A 25,984-nucleotide genomic window follows, 5' to 3' on the forward strand; every position below is an offset into this window, starting at 1 on the left:
ATGAGCACCGCACAGGAGTCGACAGCACAAGAATCGGCGGCTCAGGCGCCAACACCACAGGACGCGGACCGCCACCAATTCGAGACCTCCCTGCAGGTCAGCCCGCCCGGGACGAATGACCGTCCGCTGCGCGCCTCGACCTCGGGAGATGATGAGATCCTCGACGAGATCGCCCAGCGCGTACTGTGGCTGGCGACCTCGATCATCGACCGTGCCAACCGCGGCCGGGTCAACCCGGACGGGGTCAAGGTCGGCGGCCATCAGTCCTCGTCGGCCTCGATGACCGGGATCATGACGGCGCTGTGGTTCACCCGACTGCGCGCCATCGACCGCGTCTCGGTCAAACCGCATGCCTCGCCGGTCCTCCACGCGATCAACTATCTGCTCGGAGACCTCGGCGAGGAATTCCTCGACACCCTGCGCAGCCGCGGGGGACTCCAGCCCTACCCGTCGCGGACGAAGGACCCGGACACCGTGGACTTCTCCACCGGATCCGTGGGCATCGGCGCGACCGCTCCCATCTGGGCGGCTCTGTCCCACCGTTACGTCTCCGACCGGTTCCCCGAGACCCCGGAAGCCGGCCGGTTCTACTCCCTGCTCGGCGACGCGGAGATGGACGAAGGGGCGGTGTGGGAGGCGATCATCGATCCGGAGGTGCGCAGCCTCGGCGAGATCGTGTGGATCGTCGACCTCAACCGGCAGTCGCTCGACCGGGTCATTCCCGATGTCCAGATCCGCCGTTTGCAGGGCATGTTCGATGCCGCCGGGTGGCAGGTGCTCACCTGCCCGTGGGGGCGCCGACTCGAAGCCGTGTTCGCAGCCCCCGGCGGTGAGGCGCTCAAGAAGCGGCTCGTGCAGATGCCCAATCCCGAATACCAGCGGCTGCTGCGCGCCCATCCGTCCGAGATCCACGACCGGCTGCTCTCGGGTCTCACCGACACCGAGGCGACCGCCCTGTCCGCGGTCATCGACGGCTTCGACGCGGACGGTCTCGCCTCCCTCATCCGTGACCTGGGTGGACATGACCTCGGCCAGCTCGTGTCGACGTTCGACGCGATCGACGACGACCGGCCGACGGTGGTCTTCGCCTACACGATCAAAGGCAAGGGGCTGGCCACGGAGGGCCATCCCGGCAACCATGCCGCGCAGCTGACCGAAGCGCAGATGCGCGAGCTCGCGGCCGCCTCGGGGATGGACTTGGACGATCCGTGGGTCGCCTTCGCTCCGGACACCCCGGCCGGCCGGTTCTGTGCCGAAACCGCGCGGCGGCTGCGACGGGAGCCGGTCACCGACCATGCCGTGGCCGCAGTGCCTGCCGAGCTGGGATTCACTCCGCGACCGCAGATCTCCACGCAGGCGGCGCTGGGCCGGTTCCTCTCCGACCTCAAGCACGTCGCCCCCGAGGTGGCCCAGCGGGTTGTGACCCTGTCACCGGACGTCGCGACGTCGACGAACCTCGGCGGATGGATCAACAAGACCGGAATCTGGTCACCGGCGGGCCGGCATGACTGGTTCTCCGACGATCGGGAACGGGTGCTGCGGTGGCAGGAAGGCACGAGCGGACAGCACATCGAACTCGGCATCGCCGAGGTCAATCTCGTCTCCCTGGCCGGGGAGCTCGGATCGACCGGGCAGCGCTGGGGACAGCCGCTGCTGCCGATCGCCACGATCTACGATCCCTTCATCAACCGTGCTCTCGAGCCCTGGACCTTCAGCCTCTACGCGGGTGGGCGTTCGATCATGGTCGGCACGCCCTCAGGGGTATCGCTTGCGCCCGAAGGCGGGGCCCACCAGTCGTTCAACACACCGTCGGTGACCTTGGAGATCCCGGGCCTGACGAGCTGGGAGCCGGCCTTCGCCCAGGACCTCGAGTGGACCCTGCTCGAAGCGCTGCGCGAACTCGCCGACCCGGACGGCGACTCCGCCTACTTCCGACTGACGACGAGACCGGTAGCGCAGGAGCTCGCAGATGTGCCCGAAGATCCGCTGCTGCGGGAACGCCGCCGTGATCAGGTCATCGCCGGCGGCTACCGGCTCTCCGCCAGACCGGCTGCCGAGGACGAGGTCACCCTCGTCGGCGCCGGGGCCATCATGACCGAAGTGATCGCGGCGGCGGCCCGACTGGAATCCCTGGGTGTGCGGGCGGGAATCGTCTGCCTCAGCTCACCGTCGAAGGTGTTCCGGTCGGTGCAGGATCGGTCTCGGGTCCGCTCGAGTGTCCGCTCGGCCATCGCCGACGAACTCTTCCCCGCAGAACATCCGGCACCGCTGGTCACCGTCCTCGACGGGCACCCGCACACTCTCGCGTTCCTCTCCGGAGTGCGCGGGGACCGCACACGGAACCTCGGGGTCATCGAATTCGGTCAGGCATCCTCGGTGGGGGAGGCCTATGCGATCCACGGGATCGACACGGACTCCATCGTGCGCGCCGGACTCGACCTCGTGGGGCGGTGAGTTCCCGCGACGCGAGGTGAACCGTTTCGGTCCTCTGGTTCGATGAACAGGGACCGGAGCGGGCCCCTCGCCGAGGAGGGTGGTCCCCGATCGAGGCCGGAGTTCTCTCCTCGCGAGTGCGGTTCGGATTTCGTCGTGACCGATTCGGAATCCGCACCGCCTCGGCGAGGGGACCACGGACGATCGGGGACTGAGGATTCCCCCAGGTTTCGGCACTTGTTGCGCGGGTCACCTATTGATAGCGTGGGTGGCAGGCATACGCATTCCGTCGATTCGGGCGGCAAACAGGTATGCAATTGCTTCAGCGGCGCCAACGGGCGCGCACAAGTCAAAGGAGTCTGGAATGAGCAACGTAGGCAGTGCTGCAGGCGGCTACCGTGTCGAGAACCCGGCCACCGGTGAAGTCGTCGAGAAGTTCGACAATGCCACCGACGAAGAGGTCCAGCAGGTCCTCGAATCCGCACACAAGGGCTACCTGAGCTGGCGCGAGAAGACGATCGAGGAACGCGCCGCGATCGTCAACAAGGTCGCCGCTCTCTTCGGCGAGCGCAAGGAAGAGCTCGCGAAGATCATCGCCGAGGAGATGGGCAAGCCCACCGCCGAAGGTGAGGAAGAGGCCGAGTTCTGCGAGGCGATCTTCAACTACTACGCCGACAACGGACCGAAGTTCGCCGCCGATGAACCGATCGAATCGATGTCCGGCGGCAAGGCCTTCATCCAGCGCCGCCCCGTCGGCACGCTGCTGGGCATCATGCCCTGGAACTTCCCCTACTACCAGGTCGCCCGCTTCGCCGCACCGAACCTCGTGCTCGGCAATACGATCATCCTCAAGCATGCGGAGATCTGCCCCCGCTCCTCGGCGAAGATCGCCGAGATCATGAAGGAAGCCGGCATCCCCGAAGGCGTGTACTCCAACATCTACGCCACGCACGAGCAGATCGAGACGATCATCGCCGACGACCGCGTCGAAGGCGTGTCCCTGACCGGTTCCGAGCGCGCCGGATCGGCCGTGGCCGCCACGGCCGGCAAGTACCTCAAGAAGGCCGTGCTGGAGCTCGGCGGCTCCGACCCGTACATCATCCTCGACACCGACGACATGAACGAGGCCGTCGACACCGCCTGGGGCACCCGCCTGTACAACACCGGCCAGGTCTGCAACGCGAACAAGCGGATGATCGTCATGGACGACATCTACGACGACTTCGTGTCCGGCCTGACCGAGCGCGCCCAGTCCTGGGAGAAGGGCACCCCCGCCGAGGCGGGCGACGGCAAGTACTCGCCCCTGTCCTCGCGTTCGGCTGCCGAGAACCTGCGCAAGCAGCTCGACCGTGCCGTCGAGCAGGGTGCGACCCTCGTCGGCGGCGAGCTCGCCACCGACGGATCCGCGTACGTCTCGCCGGCCGTGCTCACCGGAGTCACCTCGGAGATGGACGCCTACCGCGAAGAGCTCTTCGGCCCCGTGGCCACCGTGTACAAGGTCAGCAGCGATGACGAAGCACTGGCCCTGGCCAATGATTCGCGCTTCGGCCTCGGCGGCGCGGTGTTCGCCAAGGACGAGGAGCGTGCCGCGAAGCTCGCTCAGCGCCTCGATGTCGGCATGTCGAACGTCAACACCCCTGCCGGAGAGGGTGCGGAGATCCCGTTCGGCGGCACGAAGCGCTCGGGCTTCGGCCGCGAACTCGGCCCCTACGGCATGGATGAGTTCGTCAACAAGCGCATGTACTACGTGGCTGACTGACTGGGGCTTGGCTTCAGCCTTCGTCGAGAAATGGGCTGGGTGTCGAGAAACGCGTGTGCGCATGCGTTTCTCGACACCCAGCCCATTTTTCACTGTCTTTCATGTGGGCCAGCCCTTTCTGCATGGGCCGGGGTGTTCCCTGCGGGTGGATCCACCTCGAACTCTGCGCGGATGTCGCGGTGAATCCACCCGCAGGAGACATCCGCTCGCGGGCAGCAGGGGCGAGCGACCGTGAATCTCAGAGTCTGAAACGCCTCTCTGGTGGGTTGACGCACGTTGGGTGAGCGGGATTACACTCAAACCTGTCATACAGCTTGACAGGTTTGTCTGGTGGGCTGTGTGCCGGATCAATGATCGGATCGAACCGGAGGAGTGGTCATGGGGACGAACAGCCCGACCGAACCCACGGCCAGACGCACGGCTGTAGAACGACTGTCCGCGGGTGAGGGCGTCGTGCGCAGTCTGCGTGCCGAGATCGCCGACGGCACCTTTCCCGTCGGCAACCGCCTTCCCTCCGAAGCGAAGCTCGCCGACCGATACGCCGTCAGCCGTCCCGTCATCCGCGAAGCCCTGCGCTCGCTGGCAACCCTCGGGCTGACCGAGACGAAGACCGGCAGCGGCACCTTCGTCATCGCCTCCGCTCCGGAGACCGGACTGCACCTCGGCGACTACTCCTCCCGGGATCTCCACGAGGCCCGACCGCATATCGAAGTTCCCGCCGCCGAACTCGCGGCCACTCGGCGCACCGAGGCCGACCTCGTCCGTCTCCACGCCCTGCTGCAGTCGATGAGCGCCGAGCCGAGTCCCCGTGGCTGGGTCGAGCTCGACGGAGAGCTGCACATCGCCATCGCCCGAGCCAGCGGAAACCGAGTCTTCGAAAGCGTCATCGCCGAACTCCGCGGTGCCCTGACCGCCCAGTCCGAGCTCCTCAACCTCGCCGCCAGCCGTCAACCGGACTCCGACGTCGAGCATGCGGAGATCGTCCGCGCGATCGAAGCCGGCGACAGCGCCCGTGCCCGCGACGCTATGGCCGTACATCTCGCTCAGGTCGCTGTCGCCGTCACCGACCTCGCCCGAAATCCAGGAAGACCATGACCCACACAGCCACCCCCACCGCGACCCACCGCGCCCATGTCCCACTCGTCGAGGTCACCCGCGGTGATCTCGTCGAAGGCGTGCACTACGGTTCCTTCGCGGTCGTCGACTCCGAGTGCCGGCCGCTCACCTCCGCCGGTGATATCGATGCGCCCTTCTATCCTCGGTCGACCCTCAAGCCCCTGCAGCTGCTTGCGATGCTGCGTCTCGGCCTCGATCTGCCGACCGAGCTCCTCGCTCTCGCCGCGGCCAGCCACTCGGGATCCCCCGAACACATCGACGGTGCCCGCCGGATCCTTCATCAGTACGAACTCGACGAGACCGCCCTCGGCAACGTCATCGACCTTCCCTATGGGGCGCCCGAGCGCGAAGCCCACCTCGCCGCCGGCGGACAGCGCAGCCGCTTGGCCCAGAACTGCTCGGGCAAACACGCGGCCATGGTCGCGACCTGCCGGATCAACGGCTGGGACCTCGCGGGCTACCTCGATCCCACCCACCCTCTGCAGCGGCACATCGGCGCCACCATCGCCGAACTCACCGGCGAGACGCCGGCGACCGTGTCGACCGACGGATGTGGAACACCGTTGCCGGCGATCTCGCTGACCGGAATGGCCCGCGCTTTCGCTCGCCTGTCCACCGTCTCGACCGGCACGAGCGCGGCGCGCGTCGCCGCCGCCATGCGCGACCACCCGGACATGGTCGCCGGTGCCGGGCGCGACGTCACCGCGCTCATGCGCACCGTCCCCGGACTCATCGCCAAGGACGGCGCCGAAGCGGTTCAGCTGCTCGGGATCGACGGCATGGGCATCGCCGTCAAGATCGCCGACGGCTCGGATCGGGCCAGGCTGCCGATCGCCACCCGGATCCTCTCCGCTCTGCCCGCACCGACCGAAAAGGCTGGCGACATCGTCAGCCCGCCCATCCTCGGCGGAGGACGGGAAGTCGGCGGACTGCGCGTGACCCGCGAGGTCGAGGACCGCCTCGGCGAGTGGGAACGCACCCGGTCGGTCGCCTCCTGAGCCTCCGCAGCCGAACCACCCACCAGCACCGACAGGCATCAGCAACAACGACGAACAAAGGCGACACGAGAACCATGAGCACGGATACACGCATCGAGCACGACCTCCTCGGCGATCGGGAGATCCCGGGCGATGCCTACTGGGGCATCCATACGCTGCGGGCGGTCGAGAACTTCCCGATCACCGCGCAGACCCTGCAGTCCAACCCCGACCTCATCCGCGGACTCGCCGCGGTCAAGCTCGCCGCCGCCAGGGCCAACCACGACCTCGGCCTCCTCGATGAGCAGCGGCGGGACGCGATCGTCTCAGCCTGCCGGGAGATCATCGACGGGAAGCTGTACGACCAGTTCCCGATCGACGTCATCCAAGGTGGGGCGGGCACCTCGTCGAATATGAACGCCAACGAGGTGATCGCGAACCGGGCGCTCGAGATCATCGGGCAACCGCGCGGAACCTACACGCGGATCAGCCCGAACGACCACGTCAACCTCAGCCAGTCGACGAACGACGCCTACCCGACGGCTGTCAAGCTCGGTACGATCTTCGCGATCAAACGGCTGCTCACCGCCCTCGGGGAACTTCAGGACGCGTTCGCCGTGAAGGCGTCCGAATTCCACGACATCGTCACGATGGGACGCACCCAGCTGCAGGACGCCGTGCCGATGACACTCGGCCAGGCCTTCGGCAGCTACGCGGTGACGATCGGGGAGGACCGCGAGCGCCTCGGGGAGGCCGAGTCGCTGGTCCACGAGATCAACCTCGGCGCCACCGCCATCGGCACCGGCCTCAACGCACCAGCCGGATACGCCGAGGCGGTCCGCGACCATCTCGCGCAGCTGACCGGGCTGCCTCTGGTCACCGCGCCCGACCTCGTGGAGGCGACCCAGGACGTCGGATCCTTCGTCCACCTGTCCGGGGTGCTCAAGCGCATCGCCGTGAAGATCTCGAAGATCTGCAACGATCTGCGGCTGCTGTCCTCGGGTCCGCGAGCCGGATTCAACGAGATCAACCTGCCCGCCGTGCAGTCGGGATCGTCGATCATGCCGGGCAAGATCAACCCCGTCATCCCCGAGGTGGTCAACCAGGTCGCGTTCGAAGTCATCGGCAACGATGTCACGATCACCGCGGCCGCCGAATCCGGGCAGCTGCAGCTCAACGCCTTCGAACCCGTCATCCTGCACAGCCTGCACAAGTCGATCTCCCACCTCGAATCGGCGTCGCGGACGCTGACGACCCGCTGCATCGCAGGCATCACCGCCAATCCAGAACTCACCCGCGCTGCCGTCGAACACTCCATCGGACTCGTCACCGCACTCAACCCCACCATCGGGTACCAGGCGGCGACGATGATCGCGCAGGAGGCGCTGAAGACCGGCCGCGGCGTCGCCGAACTCGTGCTCGAACACGGGCTGATGACCGCCTCCGAACTCGAACGTCTGCTCCGACCCGAACGGCTGGCGAACCTCACGACCGTGTGAGCGAACCGACTCCGGGCCGCCTGCAATCGACCACCTGACCACCTGACCGCCTGTTTCTGACAAGACCATCTGTACTCAACGAACGAGGACACTCATGACTGACAATCTCGGCTCCGACCGCAGCGCCGCCGTCGCACCCGCAGAACCGGGCTCGGGCCCGACCCGACCGAACCTCACCGCCGAGGACTCCGGGTATCAGAAGAACCTGGCCCCGCGCCAAGTGCAGATGATCGCCATCGGCGGGGCGATCGGCACCGGGCTCTTCCTCGGTGCGGGCGGTCGCCTCCACGAGGCGGGACCCTCGATCGTGCTCTCCTACGCGGTGTGCGGGTTCTTCGCGTTCCTCATCCTCCGCGCGCTCGGCGAACTCGTCCTGCACCGTCCGACCACAGGGTCGTTCGTCTCTTACGCCCGTGAGTTCTTCGGCGAGAAAGCTGCGTTCATCTCCGGGTGGTTCTACTGGCTGGTGTGGGCGACGACCGCGATCGTCGACATCACCGCGGCCGCGCTCTATATGGGCTTCTTCGGCCGCTACGTCGCCTGGATCGCGACCGTGCCGCAATGGGCGTGGGCGCTCATCGCGCTCGTCCTCGTGCTCGGACTCAACGTCATCTCCGTCAAGGTCTTCGGAGAGCTCGAGTTCTGGTTCGCGCTCATCAAGGTCGCCGCCCTCATCATCTTCCTCGTCGTCGGGGTCGGTTTCCTCATCTTCGGCACCCCCGTGGCCGGTCACGATCCCGGACTGTCGATGATCCTCGACAACGGCGGACTCTTCCCCAACGGTGCGCTGCCGGCGATCATCCTCATGCAGGGCGTCGTCTTCGCCTATGCCTCCATCGAGTTCGTGGGCACGGCCGCCGGCGAGACGGAGCACCCGGAGAAGGTGATGCCCAAGGCCATCAACTCCGTCATCCTGCGCATCGCGGTCTTCTACGTCGGATCGCTCACCCTGCTTGCCCTCCTTCTGCCCTTCACCGACTACGTCGACGGGGAGAGCCCGTTCGTCACCTTCTTCTCCTTCATCGGGGTCAAGGGCGCGGACACCGTGATGAACCTCGTTGTGCTCACGGCAGCCCTGTCCTCACTCAACGCGGGGCTCTACACGACCGGGCGAATCCTCAGGTCGATGTCGGTGGCCGGGTCGGCCCCGCAGTTCGCGCAGCGGATGAACCGCAGCGGCGTGCCCTACGGCGGGATCGTCATCACGGCAGTGGTCGCCCTCCTCGGCGTGCCGCTCAACTACCTGCTGCCGAGCGATGCGTTCGAGATCGTCCTCAGTGTCTCCTCGGTGGGGATCATCCTCACGTGGGGCATGATCGTGCTGTGTCAGATGCGGCTCAAGCGGTGGGCCGACCGCGGACTGCTCGAGCGTCCCTCCTTCCGGATGATCGGTGCCCCCTATACCGGATATGCGACGCTGCTCTTCCTCGCTGTCATCCTCGTCATGGTCTTCGCCGATTCCCCGCCGACCCTGGTCGTGACGATCATCGCCTCGGTGTGCATGGTCATCGGCTGGTTCGTCTGCCGGAAGCGGATCCGAGCCATCGCCGAGGCGGGGGAGGCCGTCGAGTTCGAGATGTGAGGTTGGTCGGTCGGCTGGGCCGTGACGGTCACCGGGCGGCTCAGCTCGCGTCGAAGTCCCAGGTCGCCTCGGTGGGGAGGTCAGGCATCGGCCAGTCGGGGTCCGGTTGGAAGTCCGGATAGTCGGAGTCGAAGGGGAAGGCCCAAGCGCGGATGTCGTCGATGGCTGAGTTCGCAGCGGCGCGGATGCGTGCGACCTTCTCGTCGGAGAACATTCCGGCTTCGCGCGCGAATTCGAGTTCGTCCTCGTCCTTGAGCCGGTAGGTGCCATCTGAGTCGACGACGATGTCGAGGACGTGGTCGGAGGTGAGGATGCCCCTGTCGAAGCGAGTGAAGGGGTCCTCGAGGTTGACGTAGAAGGAATCGCGACGGGCCGAGTCCAGGTTCTCGAAGAACCACACCGAATAGGCTGCTCCCGGCTGGAAGACGGCGACGATGCCCGGTCCCTGCCACCGCTTGAGGCCCTGTGCCCGTGGGGCACCGAAGCGGGCGGGTCCGTCAGCGGTGCGGATTCCCGAGCCGTCGGCGAGCACATGATGAAGCATCCTCGTCCCCGACTCCAGCCAGACGGCCAGGTGGTTCTCGTCATCGGCGATGACCGTGACAGGGCGTTGGTCGTACAGCCCTGGGTGTGCCGGGTTGGTGTAGGTCCACAGGATCTGGTCGCCGTATCGCCAGCGTGGTTCGTCTGCCCGTTCGTACTGGCTCCCTGCTCCGCTCATGCTCTCATTGTCCCGGACCGGGGTGAGCGTGAGCCGTGAGCAGTCGGCGGTATCGCAGGGCTCCTATACTGAGGATCGGTGCCCGGGGTCTGGTGATGTCAGTCGAGGATCGGGCACATGCCGGCCCGGAATTGGGCCCGTGAGAAACGAATTCGAGGAGGACGGAATTGCCCATCACGTCGAGGATCCTCGAGGTCGCGGCCACCGATCCGGACCAGTTGGCCATCGTCGGCGGCCACTCTGGCAGCCCTGCCCCCGATGAGAGCGCCGACCCCGCCGCGGACGTGCGAGCCCCACGTTCCCTCACCTATGCGCAGCTCGTCCGGGATTCGGCCACGATGTTCGCCGCCGTCGACGCCCTCCACAGTGCCCAGACCGACCCGCCGAATCCTGCTCCCGAAACCCACGGCACCCCGATCACGGCAGTGAGCCTCACCTCGGCGTTCGAGACCTCCCGCATCATCGCCGGCCTCGCCGGCTTCCGCGCAGTCTCGGCCACGATCGACCCCCGCTGGCCGCTCGACCACCAGGTCGGAGTCATCACGACCACCGGAATCGGCCTCGTCATCTCCGACTCGACCCGCCTCGCCGAGGCGCTCGCCGCCGCCGGTTGGACCGGAACCGTCATCACCGCGACCGAATTCCGTGCCCGCGAGGACGCCATCGACCCCGCCGACACCGCACCGCCGAGCGTTCGCGAAGCGTCCGAGCCGTTCCTCATGCTCTTCTCGTCGGGCACGACGAGCAACCCGAAGGCGTTCATCAAGACCCGCCAGCAGTACCGCGACAACGTGGCTGTGTCCTCGGCCCACCTCGAACCCTTCGCCGGAGTGGCCACCCTGGCACCTGGCCCCGTGTCCTACAGTCTCACCCTCTATGCCGTCATCGAAAGCCTCGCCACCGGCGGCAGCGTCCACGTCGCCGACGACTTCGACCCCTTCACCATGGGGTCGCGCATTACCGACGAGGCCATCACCCGCGTCGTCGCTGTGCCCGCCGTGGTCAAGGCTCTCGCCGAGGCGGCCCGTCGAACGCCGGAGAACTTCCACGGCCTCGACCTCGTCGTCACCGGAGGAGCGAACCTGCCCGCTTCCATCCGCTCGGCACTCGCCGACGTCCTCCCCGACGCCCGGCTGATCAGCTACTACGGTGCCGCCGAGATCGGATTCATCGGCGACAGTCGTGATGGCGACGGCACCTGGATCTCGATCTACGACACCATCGGCGTCGAGGTCCGCGACGAATCCGGTGCCCGGCTGCCCGACGGAGAGATCGGCACGGTCTGGATCAGAGCCGCCGCCTGCTCCGACGGCTATGTCACCGGCACCACCGACGCTCGGCTGCGACGCCCCGACGGCTGGGCCACGGTCGGTGACCAGGGACGGATCGAAAACGGACTCCTCCAACTCGCCGGACGGGCCGGTGACATCGCGATCACCGGAGGGCACAAGGTGTCCCTGCCCGAGGTCGAACGAGCCTTCGAGGGATTCGACCGCGCGGATCCGCGGTCGGGGCAGGGCTGCCTCGGCGAGGTCTGCGCGATCGCCTTGCCCGACGGCGGTCTCGGCAACATCGTCGCCCTCGTCATCGAACCAGGCGCCCTGGGTTCGGGGAGCCATGCCGGGGATGGCGAATCGACTGCGCCCAACAAAGCGGAACTGCTCGACCACGCCCGGGCGGAACTGGCCCCGCAGTTCGTGCCGCGACGGTTCTACTTACTCGACCGGCTGCCGCGGACCGTCGGTGGGAAGATTCGACGCCTCGAAACCGTTGACTTGGTCATGAGCGGAAAGGCACAGCGGCTGTGAACGCATCCCGGAGCAATCGGCACCGGACAGATGGCGTGCGCGAGGTCGTCATCACGGGACTCGGCGCCATCACCCCGAGCGGCCAGGATCCCGAAACCCTCTGGCAGTCTGTGCGCAGCGGCACCAGCGCCATCGACGTCCTCGCAGGTGAGCAGTTCGACGACCTCGCCGTGCGGATCGGCGGGCAGATCAAGGACTTCGACGCCGAGGCGGTTCTGCCCCGAGCGCTCGCCCGCCGACTCAGCCCCGTCCAGCATTGGGCCATCGCCGCCGCCGACCAAGCGCTGCGCGCAGGCGGAATCGAATCCGCCGCCGACGATCTGCCCTGGGACCGCGACCGCACGGCCGTCATCGCGGCCACCGGCTCCGGACCCGTCGACGCCATGCAGGAGGCGACGCGTCGCCTCGACGCCGACGGCCCCAGGTGCGTTCCGCTGACCCTGTCCATCCACGGAGCACCGGACTCCGCGGCGGCGCTCATCAGCCAGCGCTTCGACCTGCGCGGTCCCGGTCAGGGAGTCTCGGCGACGTGCGCCTCCGGGGCGATCGGACTCGGCGCGGCGATGCGCCGCATCCGCCACGGCTACGCCGACGCGGTGCTCGTCGTCGGCATGGAGGACTGCCTCGGTCCGGTCAATCTCGCCTCGAACTCGAACATGCGCGCGCTCGCCGCCGGATACGAAGACGATCCGACCGCCGCCAGCCGCCCCTTCGACCGGGCCCGCAACGGCTTCGTCATGAGCCAAGGTGCGGCCGCGATCCTCCTCGAATCCGCCGACTCGGCGGCCTCACGTGGGGCGACGCCGCTGGCCGAGCTCGCCGGATTCGGCGCCGCCAGCGATGCCCACCACCCGACGAATCCGCATCCGCAGGGACGGGGAGCCGCCTCGGCGGTGGTTCAGGCTGTGAGAGACGCAGGGCTGGAACCCGGCGATATCGACCACATCAACGCCCACGCCACGGGCACACCGGCCGGCGACCGAGCCGAACTCGCAGCCTTCGACTCCGCCCTGGGGGAGGACGGACGGACGATCCCGATCTCGGCGACGAAATCGACGACGGGGCACCTCCTCGGCGCATCGGGGGTCGTCGAGGCGATCATCGCGACCTTGACGATGCGTGACCAGACGCTGCCGCCGACGTTCAACCTCGACGACAACGAGTTCCCCGACTGGGACATCGTCGCAGGTCACGCCCGTGAGATGGGCGGTGGACCGAACCCCGCCGAGGCGGCCGTCGACACTGTGCTGTCAACGTCGTTCGGCTTCGGCGGGCACAACGGCGCGATCATCCTGCGCCGCACCGCGCGGCCCGCGACACCCTCGACAGACGCGACCGACCCCTCGACGGACGCAGACGATCCCTCGACGAAGGAGAGACGATGACCGACCGTGAGACACGCGTGAGCGAGCTCGCCGCGCAGTACCTGCCTGATGATGTGCTCGAACGATTCCGCGAACGAGCCGACGTCTATGACCGGGAGAACCGGTTCTTCGACGAGGATCTCGCCGAGCTCAAGGAACTCGGCTATCTTCAGCTGTTCGTCCCGCAGTCGCATGGCGGGTCAGGGCTGAGCCTGTTCGAGGTCAGCCGACTGCAGCAGCGGCTGGCAGCGGCGGCGCCCGGAACGGCTCTGGCGATCAACATGCACCTCATGACCACCGGCGTGGTCAAGGCGCTGGCCGACCGCGGCGACGACTCGCTGAACTGGGTGTTCGACGAGGTCAGGGCCGGTGAGATCTTCGCCTTCGGCATCTCGGAACCGTCGAACGACTGGGTCCTGCAGGGTTCGAACACCGAGGCGGTGCCGACGGCCGACGGCGGATACGAACTGACCGGGGTGAAGATCTTCACCTCGCTGTCTCCCGTGTGGACCAGGCTCATCGTCCACGGTGCCGTGGCCTCCGACGACGACGGGATCGCCGGTCCCGATGCGGACGAGCCGGCCGAAGGGCAGCTCGTCTACGGATTCATCGAACGCGATGCCCCCGGGATCACGGTCTCCGACGAATGGGATGTGCTGGGAATGCGGGCCTCGCAGTCGCGGGCGACGATCCTCGACCACGTGCCGATGAAACCCGAGCGGGTCTCACGCGTCATCCCCGCCGGCAAGCACCCCGACCTGCTCACGTTCGCGATCACGAGCAACTTCCAGCTGCTCATCGCCGCCGTCTATGCCGGAGTAGCGGCCCGTGCGCTCGAGCTGGGCGCTGCCGGTCTGCACAAGCGGAAGTCCGCGAAGGCCGGCGTCACCTTCGCCGAGGTGCCCGAGGCCCGGACGCGCCTGGCCGATGCGCATCTCGACTTCATACCAGTGACGGCGATGATCGACGCCTACGCTCGGGACTTCGATGACCTCATCGACCACGGTGCCGGTTGGCCGTTGCGCCTGGTGGGGGCGAGGATCAAGTCCGCCGAGGCGGCCCGCCGCAACGCTGAGACCGCGCTGATGTGCACGAGCGGCAACGGGTTCGGCAACAAGCACGAACTCTCCCGCCTCTTCCGCGATGCCACGGCCGGGCTCTTCCACCCGCCGAGCGCCGACGCCGCCCGCCCGATGTACGCGGCTGCACTGCTCGACGGGTGAGGTCGCGCTGATCGAAGGGCTCGCGCCTACAACGCTGCCGCCTCGGTGCGCGTCTGCCGCTGGGCTGACGGCACCCACCGTGGGTCCGGCTTCGCCAGAGTGACGATGACGACCACGATGAGGTTCGCCGCGACCGCCCACAGTCCGCCGTTGATTCCGAGCAGCGGGTCGAGTCCCGTGTAGTGGAGGGCGACCATGACGACGGAGCCGACGATGAGACCCGCAGCCGCCGCCTGCTTGCTCATGCGCGGCCAGTACAGGGAGAGCAGCGCGGCCGGCACGACCTGTGCCAGGCCCTCGTAGCTGAGCACGGAGAGCTCGACGAGCGCATCCGGCATGAGCAGGCTCATGATCAGGGCGATGATGCCGACGGCCAGGCACACCCACTGGGACAGTGTCTTCTGCCGCAGGCCCCGTGCGTTCAGCTGCTCAGGAGTCATCGAAGCGGCGTTCTTCGGTCCGGCCAAGCCGCCGCCCAAGACAGTCCGTCCCCACATCGAACCGATCGAGAGCATGTACACGCTCATCGGCACGATCGCCGAGAGCGCGCCTGCGACGCCGATGATCGCGACGATCGGCGCGGGCAGGGAATCGATGACCACGGAGAACAGGGCCAGGTCGGCGTCTTTGAGAGCAGGGACGACGAAGAGTGCAGCCACACCGACCATCATCGGCACGAGGAGCAGCAGCTGATACCACGGCAGAATGATCGAGTTGCGTCGCAGAGCATTCGCCGAGGTGCCCGACAGATAGCCGGCGATCGACGTGGGGAACACGGTGATCGTGATCCCGTTGAGGATGATCGTCGAGATGAACCATGCACCCCCGTAGATGCCATCGCCTGCGCCGGGGAAGGTCAGCCACTGAGATTTCTCACTCACGACGCGGTCAAGCAGAGGAGCCAGGCCGTCGAAATAGTGCAGCGGTACGTAGATCGCGAGGAACGCGACAGCGAGGATGACCAGTCCGTCCTTGAGGACGCTGACCCAGGCGGAACCGCGCAGTCCGGAGAAGAGGATGAACGCCTCGGCGACGATGAAGGAGACGATGGCGGCGATCTTGAGGTCGATCGCGCCGTAGCTCATCGCGTTGACGACCGCACCCATGCCCTGGATCTGCAGCTGGATGTAGGGAACGATGAAGATCGTTGCGAGGACAGCCACGAGGATCGCCAGCCCGCGCGAGCGGAACCGGTGTTCGACGATGTCGGAGAGACTGACGAGCTTGTGCCGGGCGGCATAGGTCCAGAACAGTGGGCCGACGAGGTAGGCGACGACGAGACCGATGCTCAGGTAGCCGATGAGGTAGAGGATCGGCACACCGTAGGAGTAGGACCAGCCGGCCGTGCCGAGGAACGAAAAGCTCGTATACGTTTCGCCTGCCATGAGCAGCAGGATGAAGACGAAGCCGAGCCCCCGCCCGGACACCGACCATTCATCCAGCGACTTCTCCCGGCCGCGGCCGGACCAGATGCCGATGCCGATGGTCGCGAGCATGGCGAGGCCGAAGATGATGCAGGCGATGATCGCGGAGGTGCTCATTTCCCGGCCTCCTCGATCTCGTGGTCCTCACCGAATGCGACATCGGAAGGGATGTGCTCGGGCAGATCGTGCCGGTAGTACCGGTCGCCGCGAGCGGTCATCCACACGAAGAACCAGGTGAGGATCGTGACCGCGATCGTATAGGCGAGGATGAACGGCAATCCGGCGATGCGCGGCTCGACCGAGTTCGCCACGACCGGGGTGAGGGCGTAGAGGACCACGGGAACGATGAGGAGGACCAGCGAATACCGCCGCCGAGGCGACCCCGCCTGGCGAACCGAACTGGGGTTCCGTGACATGCTCAACCTCGTTTCCTTGCGTTCGCGTCCGCGGTGAGCGGACTCGGCAAGGTTAGTGCTGTGAGTCACAGACGGAATGGCCGTCCGAAGTGTGGAACTGCAACGAGGAAGTGCAATGCGGGAAGCGTCGTTCAAGGCGGAGCGCACTTGTCGAACGGTGTACCTATCGACAAGTGCGCTGCCGCTTGAACGAGCGTCGTGTCGGCTCCGAACTGGACGCTTCGACCGGGCCGGCCCTCAGAGCTCGGGCAGCAGCGAGATCGGGTTCTCGATGCAGTCGGCGACGAAGGTGAGGAACTCACTCGGCTCCTGACCGTCGCACGCCCGGTGGTCGAAGACGAACGACAGATACATCACCTTGCGCACCGTCAGCTCGCCGTCGACGACCCACGGGCGGTCCTTGATCCGACCGAGGCCGAGCATGGCCACCTCGGGGAGGTTGATGATCGGGGCCGAACCGTCGACGCCGAACACTCCGTAGTTGTTCAAGGTGAACGTACCGCCGGACAGCTCCGACGGATCGAACCTGCCCGAGGCGGCCTTCCCGACGGTTTCGGACACGGAGTCGCGCAACTGCCGCAGGCTCATCTCGCCGGCCCCGTGGACGACGGGGACCATGAGCCCGCGCGGGGTCTGCGCGGCCAAGCCGAGGTTGATGTCACCATGGGTGACGATCTCTCCGGCGGCTGTATCGATCGACGAGTTGATGATCGGATATTTCTTCAATCCGGCCACGACGAAGCGGGCGGCGAGCGACAGCAGCGAATATCTCTCACCGGTGCGCGCCTCGAGCGCGCGCTTCGTGCCCAGTAGCTCGGTGGCATCGACGTCGAGCCAGATGGTCGCCTCGGGGATCTCCTGCCGCGACTTCGTGAGGCGTTCGGACACGATCTTCCGCAGCCCCGTGATCGGGGTGCGGGTATCGCGGTCGGCCCGCCCGACAGGCGAAGGTGCCCCCGCCGAGGTGGCGCTGCGTTCCGTGATCGACTGAGGTTCGCCGGCTCGTGACGTCCCCGCGGGGGCGTGAGCGCTCTCGGATTCGACGCTCATACCTGCGCCCGACTCGACCGCGGCAAGGACATCGGCCCTGGTCACGACCCCACCGTGCCCCGTGCCGGGAAGGTGCTTGGCGCTGATGCCGTGATCCTTCGCGAGCTTGCGCACGAGCGGCGAGGACACGGGGGAGACCTGCTCGCCGGCGGCCGTTGCCGACTCTCCGATGGCGATCTTCGACGAGTCTTCGGTGGGAGTCTGTGTCTCTGTCGGCGGCTGCAGGGGAGCATCCGGGATGACTGTCGGGACGGCTGGGGCGGCACTCGGGGTCACGGTGGATGTCGCGTCCGGAACAGCCGCGTGCTTGCCGCCGAACGAGCGCTTCTTCGTCGAACGGGTCTTCGGCTCCGATGTACCGTAGCCGATGAGGTTCGCGCCGCTCGATTCGCCGGCGCTGCCGTCTGCGCTCGCGCTCGCCGCCGCACTCTCCGCCTCGGCGACAGAGAGCAGGGCCTGGCCTGCACTGACGGTGTCTCCGGCGTTCGCGTGAAGGCTGACGATCCGCCCGGCGTACGGGCAGGGGAGCTCGACGACGGACTTCGCGGATTCGACCTCGACGACCATCTGATCGACGTGGACCTCGTCCCCGATCTCGACCTTCCAGGAGATCAGCTCCGCCTCGGTGAGGCCTTCGCCGAGGTCGGGAAGGATGAACTCGCGCGTGCCAGTCCCGCGCATCCCGGTATTCAGATCAGCACTCATCACAGCTCCCAATCCCAGGACTCGAGCGCATCGAGCACGCGTTCGACGGTGGGCAAGTAGAACTCCTCGAGCTTCGGCGACGGATAGGGCACATCGAACCCGGCGACCCTCAGGATCGGGGCCGACAAGTAGGTGAAGTTGCGCTCGGTGAGACGCGCGGCCACCTCGGCGCCGTATCCGCCGAACTGCGCGGCCTCGTGGATGATCGCCGCGCGCGAGGTCTTGCGCACCGACTCAGACACCGTCTCATCATCGAACGGGGAGAGCGTGCGCAGGTCGATGACCTCGATGGACAGTCCGTGCTCGGCTCCCGCCTCGGCGGAATCGAGCGCCGTCCGCACCGTCGGACCATAAGCGAGCAGGGTGACGTCCGTGCCCTCACGGATGACCTGCGCCCGATTCATCGGCGCCGTCGTCACGGGCAGGCTCAGCGTCTCCTTCATCCAGTAGCGGGACTTCGGCTCCATGAACACGACCGGGTCATCGGAGGCGATCGACTCGCGCAGCAGCGAATACGCATCGGCCGGATTCGACGGCGTGACGACGGTCAGACCCGGCGTCGACGTCCAATAGGCCTCGGACGAATCCGAGTGGTGCTCGACTCCGCCGATGTCGCCGGCATAGGGAATCCGGATCGTGATCGGCAGACTGACCCGGCCTTTCGTCCGGTTCCGCATCTTCGCCACATGGGACACGATCTGCTCGAACGCGGGGTAGGCGTAGGCGTCGAACTGCATCTCGACGACCGGGCGCATCCCGTTCATCGCCATGCCGATCGCGGTGCCGATGATGCCGGACTCCGCAAGCGGGGAATCCCAGACCCGATTCGACCCGAATTCGGCCCGCAGTGCTTCGGTGACACGGAAGACCCCGCCGAGGCGGCCGACATCCTCACCGAAGACGAGCACAGTGTCGTCGTCGGCCAGGGAATCCCGCAGCGCCTGGTTGAGGGCCTTCGTCATCGTCACCGATGACGGGGCGGGTGCGGCGTCCGATGCCGCTGTGCCGTTCGCGGTCGCCGTGCTTGCCCCATCGTTCGCCGAGGCGGCGCTGCCCGTTTCGTCGTTCACCGCAGTCGGATCGGTGGTCGGATCCGTGGTCGGGGTGGTGCCGGTTTCGACGCTCATGCCTGGCCTGCCGCGGCGAGTTCGGTTTCGAGGACCTGCTGCTGTTCGGCAAGGGCCGTGCGCGGGGTCGCGTAGACGTGAGCGAAGAGTTCGCGTGGGTCGATCTCGGCCTCTTGGTTCATCGCATCGCGGACGGACGCGGCCAGGGACTCAGCCGCCTCGGCGACCTCTGCGACTGTTGAATCGTCGAGGGCACCGGTCGTTCGCAGATACTTCTCGAGACGGTCGATGGGATCGAACTGCTTCCAGTGCTCGACTTCCTCGGTGTCACGGTACTTCGTCGGATCGTCGGAATTCGTGTGCGACTCCATCCGGTAGGTGAGGCACTCGATGAGGGTCGGACCGTCCCCGTTCCGACCGCGTTCGAGGGCGGCGGCGACGGCGGCGAACACGGCGGCGACGTCATTGCCGTCGACGCGCAGGCCCGGCATTCCGTAGCCGGCGGCTCGGTCGGCGAGCATCGTCGCGTTCGTCTGCTCCCGCAGGGGAGTGGAGATCGCGTACTGGTTGTTCTGCAGCACGAAGACCGTCGGCGTCTGCCAGACGGAGGCGAAGTTGAATGCCTCGTGGGTGTCGCCTTCGCTGCTGGCGCCGTCGCCGAGGAAGGTCAGAGTCGCTGCATCCTCGCCCTTGAGCTTCGCGGCCATCGCGAATCCGGTGGCATGCAGAGTCTGCGTCGCCAGCGGTGTCGCCGCAGGTGAGGCATGATACTCGTGCGGATCGAAACCGCAGTGCCAGTCTCCGCGGAAGGCGGCGAGGATCTCGGCGACGGGCACTCCGCGGGTCAGCAGCGCGGCCGAGTCGCGGTAGGTGGGGAAGAGCCAATCGTTCGGGGCCAGCGCGGTGGTGGCCCCCACCTCGGCGGCTTCCTGACCTGCCGCGGAGGGATAGGTCGCGAGTCGACCCTGTCTGGTCAGGTGCGTGACCTGCGCTTCGAACCGGCGGACGAGGACCATCTGCCGGTAGAGACCGGTGAGGGTGGCATCGCTGGGGATCCGCAGCCCTTCGGTCGGAGTGTCGGTGAGCCGGCCATCTGCGCCGATGAAGCTGATCGGCTGCAGCTGGGGCAGTGAACGGCCTGTGGTGGGAACGTCAATGGTCATGGCCCCATGGTGGCGTGAGCCGAGTCACGATTCCACGGCTGACGTGCAGGTGAGGACGGGCGGCCAAACGTGTCGCGAACTCGGGACGAAGGGACCGGTTCCGGCAGGCCGAGTGGACGTTTGGCTGGATGGTCAGGGAGGCACAGACTCCGTTTTCGGACTGCTCAGATCTCACCCTGCGCGGTCAGATCTCTCCCCACCGGTAACCGCGGGAGGTGAAGGCCTCGGCGATAGCAGCCTTCTTGCCTTCGACATCTCCTTTGAAGGCCTGGTGCCCGCCTTCGGTGACGACGACGAGCTTGCCGTCGGCGAAGTATGCGGTCGAAAACGAGGCGCGGGAGATGCGCAGCGGGTGGTCGTCGTCTCGGCCGATGGTGATTCCGTGTTCATCGACGACCAGGGGAGTCGTCGAGGCGGCGATGAAGAAGGCGGCGATGAGTCCGAGCAACCCGCCGATGATCGGTCGGGCGATGACGACCCACGCCTGGTCGAAGCGGCTGAGCTTCTCGATGACGTCACCGAAAGGAATGGGAAATGTTGCGGCAAGCGATCCGAGGGCCGGAAGGAAGAAGCCGAGCGCCACCCCGATGCCGATGCAGACGAGGCCGATGACGACGACGTCGCTCCGACTGAGCGCGAACGTCGCGGGGGCGTGGGGCTGCTGGGTTGCGAAGTCGTTCTTCTGCTGGGGCTGATCCATCACGTGCTCGATCGTCGAAGGCATTGTCGGTACTCAATGATACCAAAGTGGAACAACACTGTTCCACAAGTAGACTGCTCTGTATCGTTCGCAGAGTCAGGGAGGGGTTGTGCCGGTGCAGGGAATGCGTCGATTGGGCCGAGAGGCCCTGGTCAGCGAGGCACTGACCCACCTTGCCGCGAACCCGCAGGCGTCGATGATCGAGCTCGCGCAGTCGATCGGCGTCGGCCGCACCACTCTTTACCGACATTTCGGTGATCGCGAGGCGCTCGTCGGTGCGGCGGCGAGGCTCGGTGCCTGGCGATTCGGCGAGGCGGTAATGAAGGCCCGTCCCGGCGAAGGGACCGGGCTGGCTGCGCTCGAACGGATCTGTGCGGAGCTGTTCACTCTGCCCGATGTGCTCACACTGCTCTTCGCCGACAACCCGATCATCACCGATGAGACCTTCGCCGAAGTGGCCGCGGAATCCCGGTCGGGTGCGGAATCTGCGGGCGACGAAGATGATCCCCTCGAAGCCGTCATCGCGAGAGGGCAGGCGGACGGCTCCATCGATGAAAGTGTGCCGATCGGATGGGCGGCGGCGTTCGTCTACCTCACCATCGGCTCAGGACACCTCTACAGCGTGAGCGTCGGCGTCGACGATCCGACCGCACGCGCCCAGTCTCTCGAGCTGACCATCAGGGCGGTGCGGAAGACCCTCGCTTCTCCGGGAGGCTGAGCGCTGACCAGGGCGTGAACACCGACCGGGCCCGCAGAGCTGTGTGCGGTACCGCCGACTCCCGAAATGTGATCTCGGTGAAGCCGCGGGGCCATGCCGGGGCAGTTGTGCGGCCGACGAGGTCTGACTTGTTACCGTTATTGCTTCAGTTCATCCTCGGCAGGAGCAATGCGTGTCTACTTTCTTCGACGGTCCCGAATTCCACGGAATGGCAGCGGGCGGCAAAATCAGCCACGACCCCGGAATGTCCGATCGGATGATGCGGGAGCTGGCGCCGTTCCTCAAGGCCGAAGGAATCGACATCGATGATCCGAATGCGGACTTCACCGAAGCCGACTTCCACGTTGCCATGGAGAAGGCGCAGGTGGAATACAACCGCCGACTATTCACCCCGGTCGGTGCCCACCGCGGACTGGCTCTGGGGAAGCTGCGATCGTTCTCCGTGGCCTTTGCCGAAGGCGACATCAAAACCGCCGAGGCTGTAGTGGCCTCCCTGCCCTCCGATCCCGAGGACTTCAGCCCGAGCGTCGCGCAGGTGACCGGGGCGGCGATGGGCCTCGTTGACGAATGGTTCACCGACGACGTGCACGGGCCGAAGCTCGGCGGAGTGATGGCACCGAAGTGGTCGGCGAAGAAATCCCGCCACGTCGCCCGCGACATCCTCGCCCTGGCACATAAGGGTCGCGTCGTCGACAGCCTCGATCGCCTCATCACCAACAACAGCGGACTCCCCGTCCTCGAAGGGGCCATGCTCGCCGTAGCCGCCGCGGTCGCGCGGTTGGCCAAGCGAAACAAGGTCTCGGAGCAGGAAGTCGTCGACGAGCTCTTGCCGCTCGACGGTTATCCGGAACCGGTTGAAGGCACCTACGGCTCCACCGGCCGAGTTTTCCAGGGCGACCAGGACGTCCAGGACGGCCCTGCCGCAGAACAGGGCCTGCCGGAGTGGCTCGGCGGATCGAGCGCCGAGGCGAGTGCACAGGCGAATCCCAACGCTGACCCGCAGGGCATCGATGCACGAATGGACGAGGTCGAGAAGACCGTCTACGAGATGCCGCTCTACCAGCGCTTCCGCGACTGGCTGGCCGAGACCTACGATGATGTCGATGAGGACTCAGAGGTCTTCGACATCGCCCATCTCCTGTTCTGCATCGCCGTGTCCTCCCGCGCAGATATCGACGAACCGGAGGGAATCGACGACCTCCTCGACGTCCTTGAAAGCTTCGCAGTCGACGGACAGGAGGAAGCGGAGAAGACCGATGGCGAATCGCCTTCGACGGTGATCTTCCTCGACAGCCTCGAAGCTCTCGACAACTATCTCCGCTTCCGCATGGACACCGGCGAGAACCCCGAACGCTGGAGTGCTGCCCGGGCCCGCGCCGAGGCCGCGAGCATGCGCACCGATCCGCTGCCCTCGGCGCTGATGGCCGCCGTCGAAGCCAATACTCTGAGCGAGGAGCAGCTCGCGCAGCCTTTGCCGCACAACCGCCTCGTCGAGGGCGTGGTCGGCATCCTCGACTGGGTGGGCGAGTCCCGGCCGCTGACCGGTACGGGGCGGGTGAAGCGTGCCGATATCGCCGAGGCGGCCGAAAAGTTCGGCATCAAAGCCGTCGGAGTTGCGTCGAACGCCCGTTATGAAGACGGTGTGAACTATGCGCGCAGCGCCGACGAGGTGCCCGTCCTCGAAGCGATGTGGGCCGTGATGCAGAGCGCCGAGATCACCGAGATCTCCGGCACCAAGGTCCGCCCGGGAAACGCCGCCGACGAGTGGAAGAAGTGCGAGGTGAGCGCGGATACCGCACTGCCGGTCATCGGCGCCTTCATCTACGAGCGGCTGCTCGACGTGATCAACCTCGTTCCCGGAGAAGACTACGGCGCCCCGGCGATCACGATCGCCCAGCGCCTCATCGAGATCCTCACTCCCGACTCGGCACCGGAACGCCCCGAACTCGACCTCGGCGAGGTGCGCAGCGAACGGCTCTCCACGCTCTTGGAGGACGAACTGCAGGAGCTCACCGAGCTCGGGCTCCTCATGGCCGACGGAGACACGCTGTCAGCCGAGCCGGTGTACAAGCGCATCGTCGCCGGTGCCGCGCTCATGCTGCTGTCGGGACCGCGCGAATAAGACGAGGCGAGACCAGGGGTGTCGGAGCGAACTGAGGTGGCGGCCTCTGGTCGGTGTTGAAAATAAATGGTTGCACCTGCTGCGATCTCAGGTTAGGCTCACCTATGAGATATAGGGAACATCGGTCTTGCCTAAGGCAGTTGACACACCTGCTTGAAGTTGTGGGTCCGGCTTCTCTGTTTCTCGCTGTTTCATACGTCAAGAACCCTCGGAGCTGAATACATGCCGCGTACTTCCAGGCCTCTGCAGGTGCTGCCGATCATCCTGCGAGAAGTGGAAGTCACCGGCATCGTCGACATCACCCCGAACATGCGACGCCTGACAGTGGCAGGCGATCAATTGGCGGCCGGTGGGGTCGGCGAGGCTGCACGGCCTGCATTCCGCTCCGAGGGTTTCGACGATCACGTGAAACTCGTCATTCCCCCGCCCGACGGCTCATCCCTCGATATCGGCGAGCAGGAGGAGTTCCGCTTCAACTGGAATCGGGAAGCGCTCAACCGTGCCCGCGACTACACTGTTCGCAGCGTCGACCACGAGACGAACTCCTTCAGCATCGACATCGTGCGCCATGACTCCGGACTGGCCTCTGACTGGGCTTTCGGCGTCGCGGTCGGTGATCGGATCAGCTTCGCCGGACCGAAGACCTGCGCCGGGCTGGCCGACGGCATCGATTTCCACCTCCTCGTTGCCGACGAGACGGCGCTGCCCGCTGTCGGGCGCTGGCTCGAAGAGGCACCTGCTGGCACCCGCGGTCACATCATCATCGAAGTGCCCACCTCCGACGACATTCAAGACATCCCCACCGAAGCCGATGTCGAAATCGACTGGCTCATCCGCGGATCCACCGCACCGGGCGAATCGCGCCTGATGTTCGACGCCGTGAAGAATCTCGATCTGCCCGAAGGACGCACGTTCGCCTGGTGCGCGGGCGAGACGCTGACCATCGCCCCCATCCGCCGCTACCTGCGCCGGGAGATCGGCCTTCCCAAAGCGGACGTCGAGGTCGTCGGCTACTGGCGGAAGATGCCGACTCGTCCCGCCGCGCCAAGTGCGGCAGTCGCCTCCACGCCCGAGGCCACGCTCGAGGGATCTGGGGCCGAGTCCGGCCCGGCCGATGATTCGGCCCCTTCTGCAGCAGCCGGCAGCGAGGGCAGCGCCGAACCGGACGGAACTCTCGAGGTCCTCCACCAGGTCCACGAAATGACCGAACTGCTCCCCGCGATCATCACCCGGACAGCCGTCACCCTCGGCATCAACGACCTCATCGCCGGCGGAGTCGCCACCGCCGAGGCGATCGCCGCCGAACTCGATATCGATGCCGACCGTGTGCGCCCGGTGCTGACGGCTATGTGCTCCCTCGGGCTCCTTGCGCGTGAGGAGGAGAACTACCGCAACACCCCGACCGGAGCGGTCCTCACCGGCGACGGTGCCTCCGACGGACTTGACCTGAGCGATGCGGCGCTGCTCGACCTGTTCTCCCTCGTCGACCTCATCGATGTGCTCAGAGGCGGGTTCGCCTCCCGCACTTCGCGCGCCTCGACGATTCAGGCTCCCACCTGGCATGCCCAGCGCGACGCTGATTCCGAACTCGACTCCGCCCACCGGCGACGCAGCCTCGACCACCTGCAGTATGTCCTCGATCTCATCCTCGACCTCGAACCCGTGGCTTCGGCCGAGAGCCTCGCCGTCGTCGGTGATGTCGACGCCGAGGCGGCCGCCGCCCTGACGAGGAAGGCCTCGCACTCTGGGCGGACGATCCACACTCCCGGCGCACAGGGCCTGTCCGGTCGACGACCCTGGCCGGATGTCGACTGCACCCTCGTGATCGCCGGATTGACGGGGCGATCTCGGACAGAGGTGACCTCGTTGTTGGACCGGATGCTCGCCGCGAGCCGGACCCTGGTGATCGTCGAACCCTTCACCGATGATGCCGAGACCGACGACCATCAGGCCGAAGAACTCATCACGGTCCTGGCCACCACCGGGAATCCGTCGCTGACCAGCGGCGAGCTCGTCACGGATCTGCATAAGCTCGGAGCCGCGCACGTGCAGGTGAGAGACATCGGATGGGGGTTCGGCCGGTTCCGATCGGCCGTGATCGCCGCATGCTCCTGAACTGCCTCTCCGGGGCCTGGCC

Annotated in this window: 19 protein-coding genes; 12 read left to right on the forward strand and 7 right to left on the reverse strand. The window is 66.6% G+C overall.

The window, feature by feature from the left end; genetic code table 11:
• From KTJ89_RS13635 to KTJ89_RS13660, 6 genes are all read left to right on the forward strand, one after another.
• Window positions 1–2,454 carry a thiamine pyrophosphate-binding protein gene (locus KTJ89_RS13635; RefSeq protein ID WP_259358094.1) on the forward strand — a complete coding sequence of 818 codons (2,454 nt, stop codon included), beginning with the start codon at window positions 1–3 and terminating at the stop codon, window positions 2,452–2,454.
• A gap of 343 nt (window positions 2,455–2,797) precedes the next feature.
• Window positions 2,798–4,192 (forward strand): NAD-dependent succinate-semialdehyde dehydrogenase, encoded by a 1,395-nt coding sequence (locus KTJ89_RS13640; RefSeq protein ID WP_181271159.1) that lies wholly within the window; start codon window positions 2,798–2,800, stop codon window positions 4,190–4,192.
• Window positions 4,193–4,570: 378 nt separating this feature from the next.
• Window positions 4,571–5,287 carry a FadR/GntR family transcriptional regulator gene (locus tag KTJ89_RS13645; protein WP_181271158.1) on the forward strand — a complete coding sequence of 239 codons (717 nt, stop codon included), beginning with the start codon at window positions 4,571–4,573 and terminating at the stop codon, window positions 5,285–5,287.
• Window positions 5,284–6,306, forward strand: coding sequence for an asparaginase (locus KTJ89_RS13650; protein WP_139467698.1), 1,023 nt, complete (start codon window positions 5,284–5,286; stop codon window positions 6,304–6,306). The genes KTJ89_RS13645 and KTJ89_RS13650 overlap by 4 nt, the downstream gene beginning before the upstream one ends.
• 74 nt (window positions 6,307–6,380) lie before the next feature.
• Window positions 6,381–7,784: an aspartate ammonia-lyase gene (locus KTJ89_RS13655; protein ID WP_259358095.1), complete on the forward strand. Its 1,404-nt coding sequence runs from the start codon at window positions 6,381–6,383 to the stop codon at window positions 7,782–7,784.
• Between the two features lie 94 nt (window positions 7,785–7,878).
• Window positions 7,879–9,366: an amino acid permease gene (locus tag KTJ89_RS13660; RefSeq protein WP_181271155.1), complete on the forward strand. Its 1,488-nt coding sequence runs from the start codon at window positions 7,879–7,881 to the stop codon at window positions 9,364–9,366.
• Window positions 9,367–9,406: 40 nt separating this feature from the next.
• On the opposite strand, the gene KTJ89_RS13665 is transcribed toward KTJ89_RS13660, so the two are convergent.
• Window positions 9,407–10,087, reverse strand: coding sequence for a ribonuclease FAU-1 family protein (locus KTJ89_RS13665; RefSeq protein ID WP_259358096.1), 681 nt, complete (start codon window positions 10,085–10,087; stop codon window positions 9,407–9,409).
• A gap of 167 nt (window positions 10,088–10,254) precedes the next feature.
• On the opposite strand from KTJ89_RS13665, the gene KTJ89_RS13670 reads away from it, so the two are divergent.
• The 3 genes from KTJ89_RS13670 to KTJ89_RS13680 are packed head-to-tail and all read left to right on the forward strand — an operon-like array spanning window position 10,255 to window position 14,482.
• On the forward strand, window positions 10,255–11,895 hold the full coding sequence (locus KTJ89_RS13670) for a class I adenylate-forming enzyme family protein (RefSeq protein WP_259358097.1): 1,641 nt from the start codon (window positions 10,255–10,257) through the stop codon (window positions 11,893–11,895).
• 35 nt (window positions 11,896–11,930) lie between these two features.
• Window positions 11,931–13,280 carry a beta-ketoacyl-[acyl-carrier-protein] synthase family protein gene (locus KTJ89_RS13675; RefSeq protein WP_259358098.1) on the forward strand — a complete coding sequence of 450 codons (1,350 nt, stop codon included), beginning with the start codon at window positions 11,931–11,933 and terminating at the stop codon, window positions 13,278–13,280.
• Window positions 13,277–14,482, forward strand: coding sequence for an acyl-CoA dehydrogenase family protein (locus KTJ89_RS13680; protein ID WP_259358099.1), 1,206 nt, complete (start codon window positions 13,277–13,279; stop codon window positions 14,480–14,482). Before KTJ89_RS13675 ends, KTJ89_RS13680 begins: the two co-directional genes overlap by 4 nt.
• A gap of 26 nt (window positions 14,483–14,508) precedes the next feature.
• Here KTJ89_RS13680 and KTJ89_RS13685 read toward each other — a convergent pair whose 3' ends face one another.
• The 6 genes from KTJ89_RS13685 to KTJ89_RS13710 all read right to left on the reverse strand — a co-directional run bounded on the left by KTJ89_RS13685 (window position 14,509) and on the right by KTJ89_RS13710 (window position 21,031).
• The gene (locus KTJ89_RS13685; protein ID WP_172172988.1) at window positions 14,509–16,023 is read right to left on the reverse strand and encodes a sodium:solute symporter family protein; all 1,515 of its coding nucleotides are present in this window, start codon (window positions 16,021–16,023) and stop codon (window positions 14,509–14,511) included.
• Window positions 16,020–16,322, reverse strand: coding sequence for a DUF3311 domain-containing protein (locus KTJ89_RS13690; RefSeq protein ID WP_259358100.1), 303 nt, complete (start codon window positions 16,320–16,322; stop codon window positions 16,020–16,022). Before KTJ89_RS13690 ends, KTJ89_RS13685 begins: the two co-directional genes overlap by 4 nt.
• Before the next feature lie 237 nt (window positions 16,323–16,559).
• Complete coding sequence (locus KTJ89_RS13695; RefSeq protein WP_259358101.1) at window positions 16,560–18,077, reverse strand: dihydrolipoamide acetyltransferase family protein; 1,518 nt, start codon at window positions 18,075–18,077, stop codon at window positions 16,560–16,562.
• Window positions 18,077–19,204, reverse strand: coding sequence for an alpha-ketoacid dehydrogenase subunit beta (locus KTJ89_RS13700; RefSeq protein WP_259358102.1), 1,128 nt, complete (start codon window positions 19,202–19,204; stop codon window positions 18,077–18,079). The genes KTJ89_RS13695 and KTJ89_RS13700 overlap by 1 nt, the downstream gene beginning before the upstream one ends.
• A complete protein-coding gene (pdhA, locus tag KTJ89_RS13705; RefSeq protein WP_259358103.1) occupies window positions 19,201–20,307 on the reverse strand; it encodes a pyruvate dehydrogenase (acetyl-transferring) E1 component subunit alpha in 1,107 nt (368 codons plus the stop codon). Before pdhA ends, KTJ89_RS13700 begins: the two co-directional genes overlap by 4 nt.
• A 184-nt stretch (window positions 20,308–20,491) precedes the next feature.
• Complete coding sequence (locus KTJ89_RS13710; RefSeq protein ID WP_259358104.1) at window positions 20,492–21,031, reverse strand: YqeB family protein; 540 nt, start codon at window positions 21,029–21,031, stop codon at window positions 20,492–20,494.
• 85 nt (window positions 21,032–21,116) lie between these two features.
• On the opposite strand from KTJ89_RS13710, the gene KTJ89_RS13715 reads away from it, so the two are divergent.
• The 3 genes from KTJ89_RS13715 (at window position 21,117) to KTJ89_RS13725 (ending at window position 25,962) form a co-directional block, all read left to right on the forward strand.
• Window positions 21,117–21,725, forward strand: coding sequence for a TetR/AcrR family transcriptional regulator (locus KTJ89_RS13715; protein WP_259358105.1), 609 nt, complete (start codon window positions 21,117–21,119; stop codon window positions 21,723–21,725).
• 172 nt (window positions 21,726–21,897) lie between these two features.
• Entirely contained in the window at window positions 21,898–23,847 is a 1,950-nt protein-coding gene (locus KTJ89_RS13720; protein ID WP_259358106.1) for a hypothetical protein, read from the forward strand.
• A 222-nt stretch (window positions 23,848–24,069) separates the two neighbouring features.
• Window positions 24,070–25,962 (forward strand): siderophore-interacting protein, encoded by a 1,893-nt coding sequence (locus KTJ89_RS13725; protein ID WP_259358107.1) that lies wholly within the window; start codon window positions 24,070–24,072, stop codon window positions 25,960–25,962.
• The last annotated feature ends 22 nt before the right edge of the window (window positions 25,963–25,984 follow it).

The organism is Brevibacterium sediminis (assembly GCF_024895295.1).
Taxonomy (GTDB): domain Bacteria; phylum Actinomycetota; class Actinomycetes; order Actinomycetales; family Brevibacteriaceae; genus Brevibacterium; species Brevibacterium sediminis.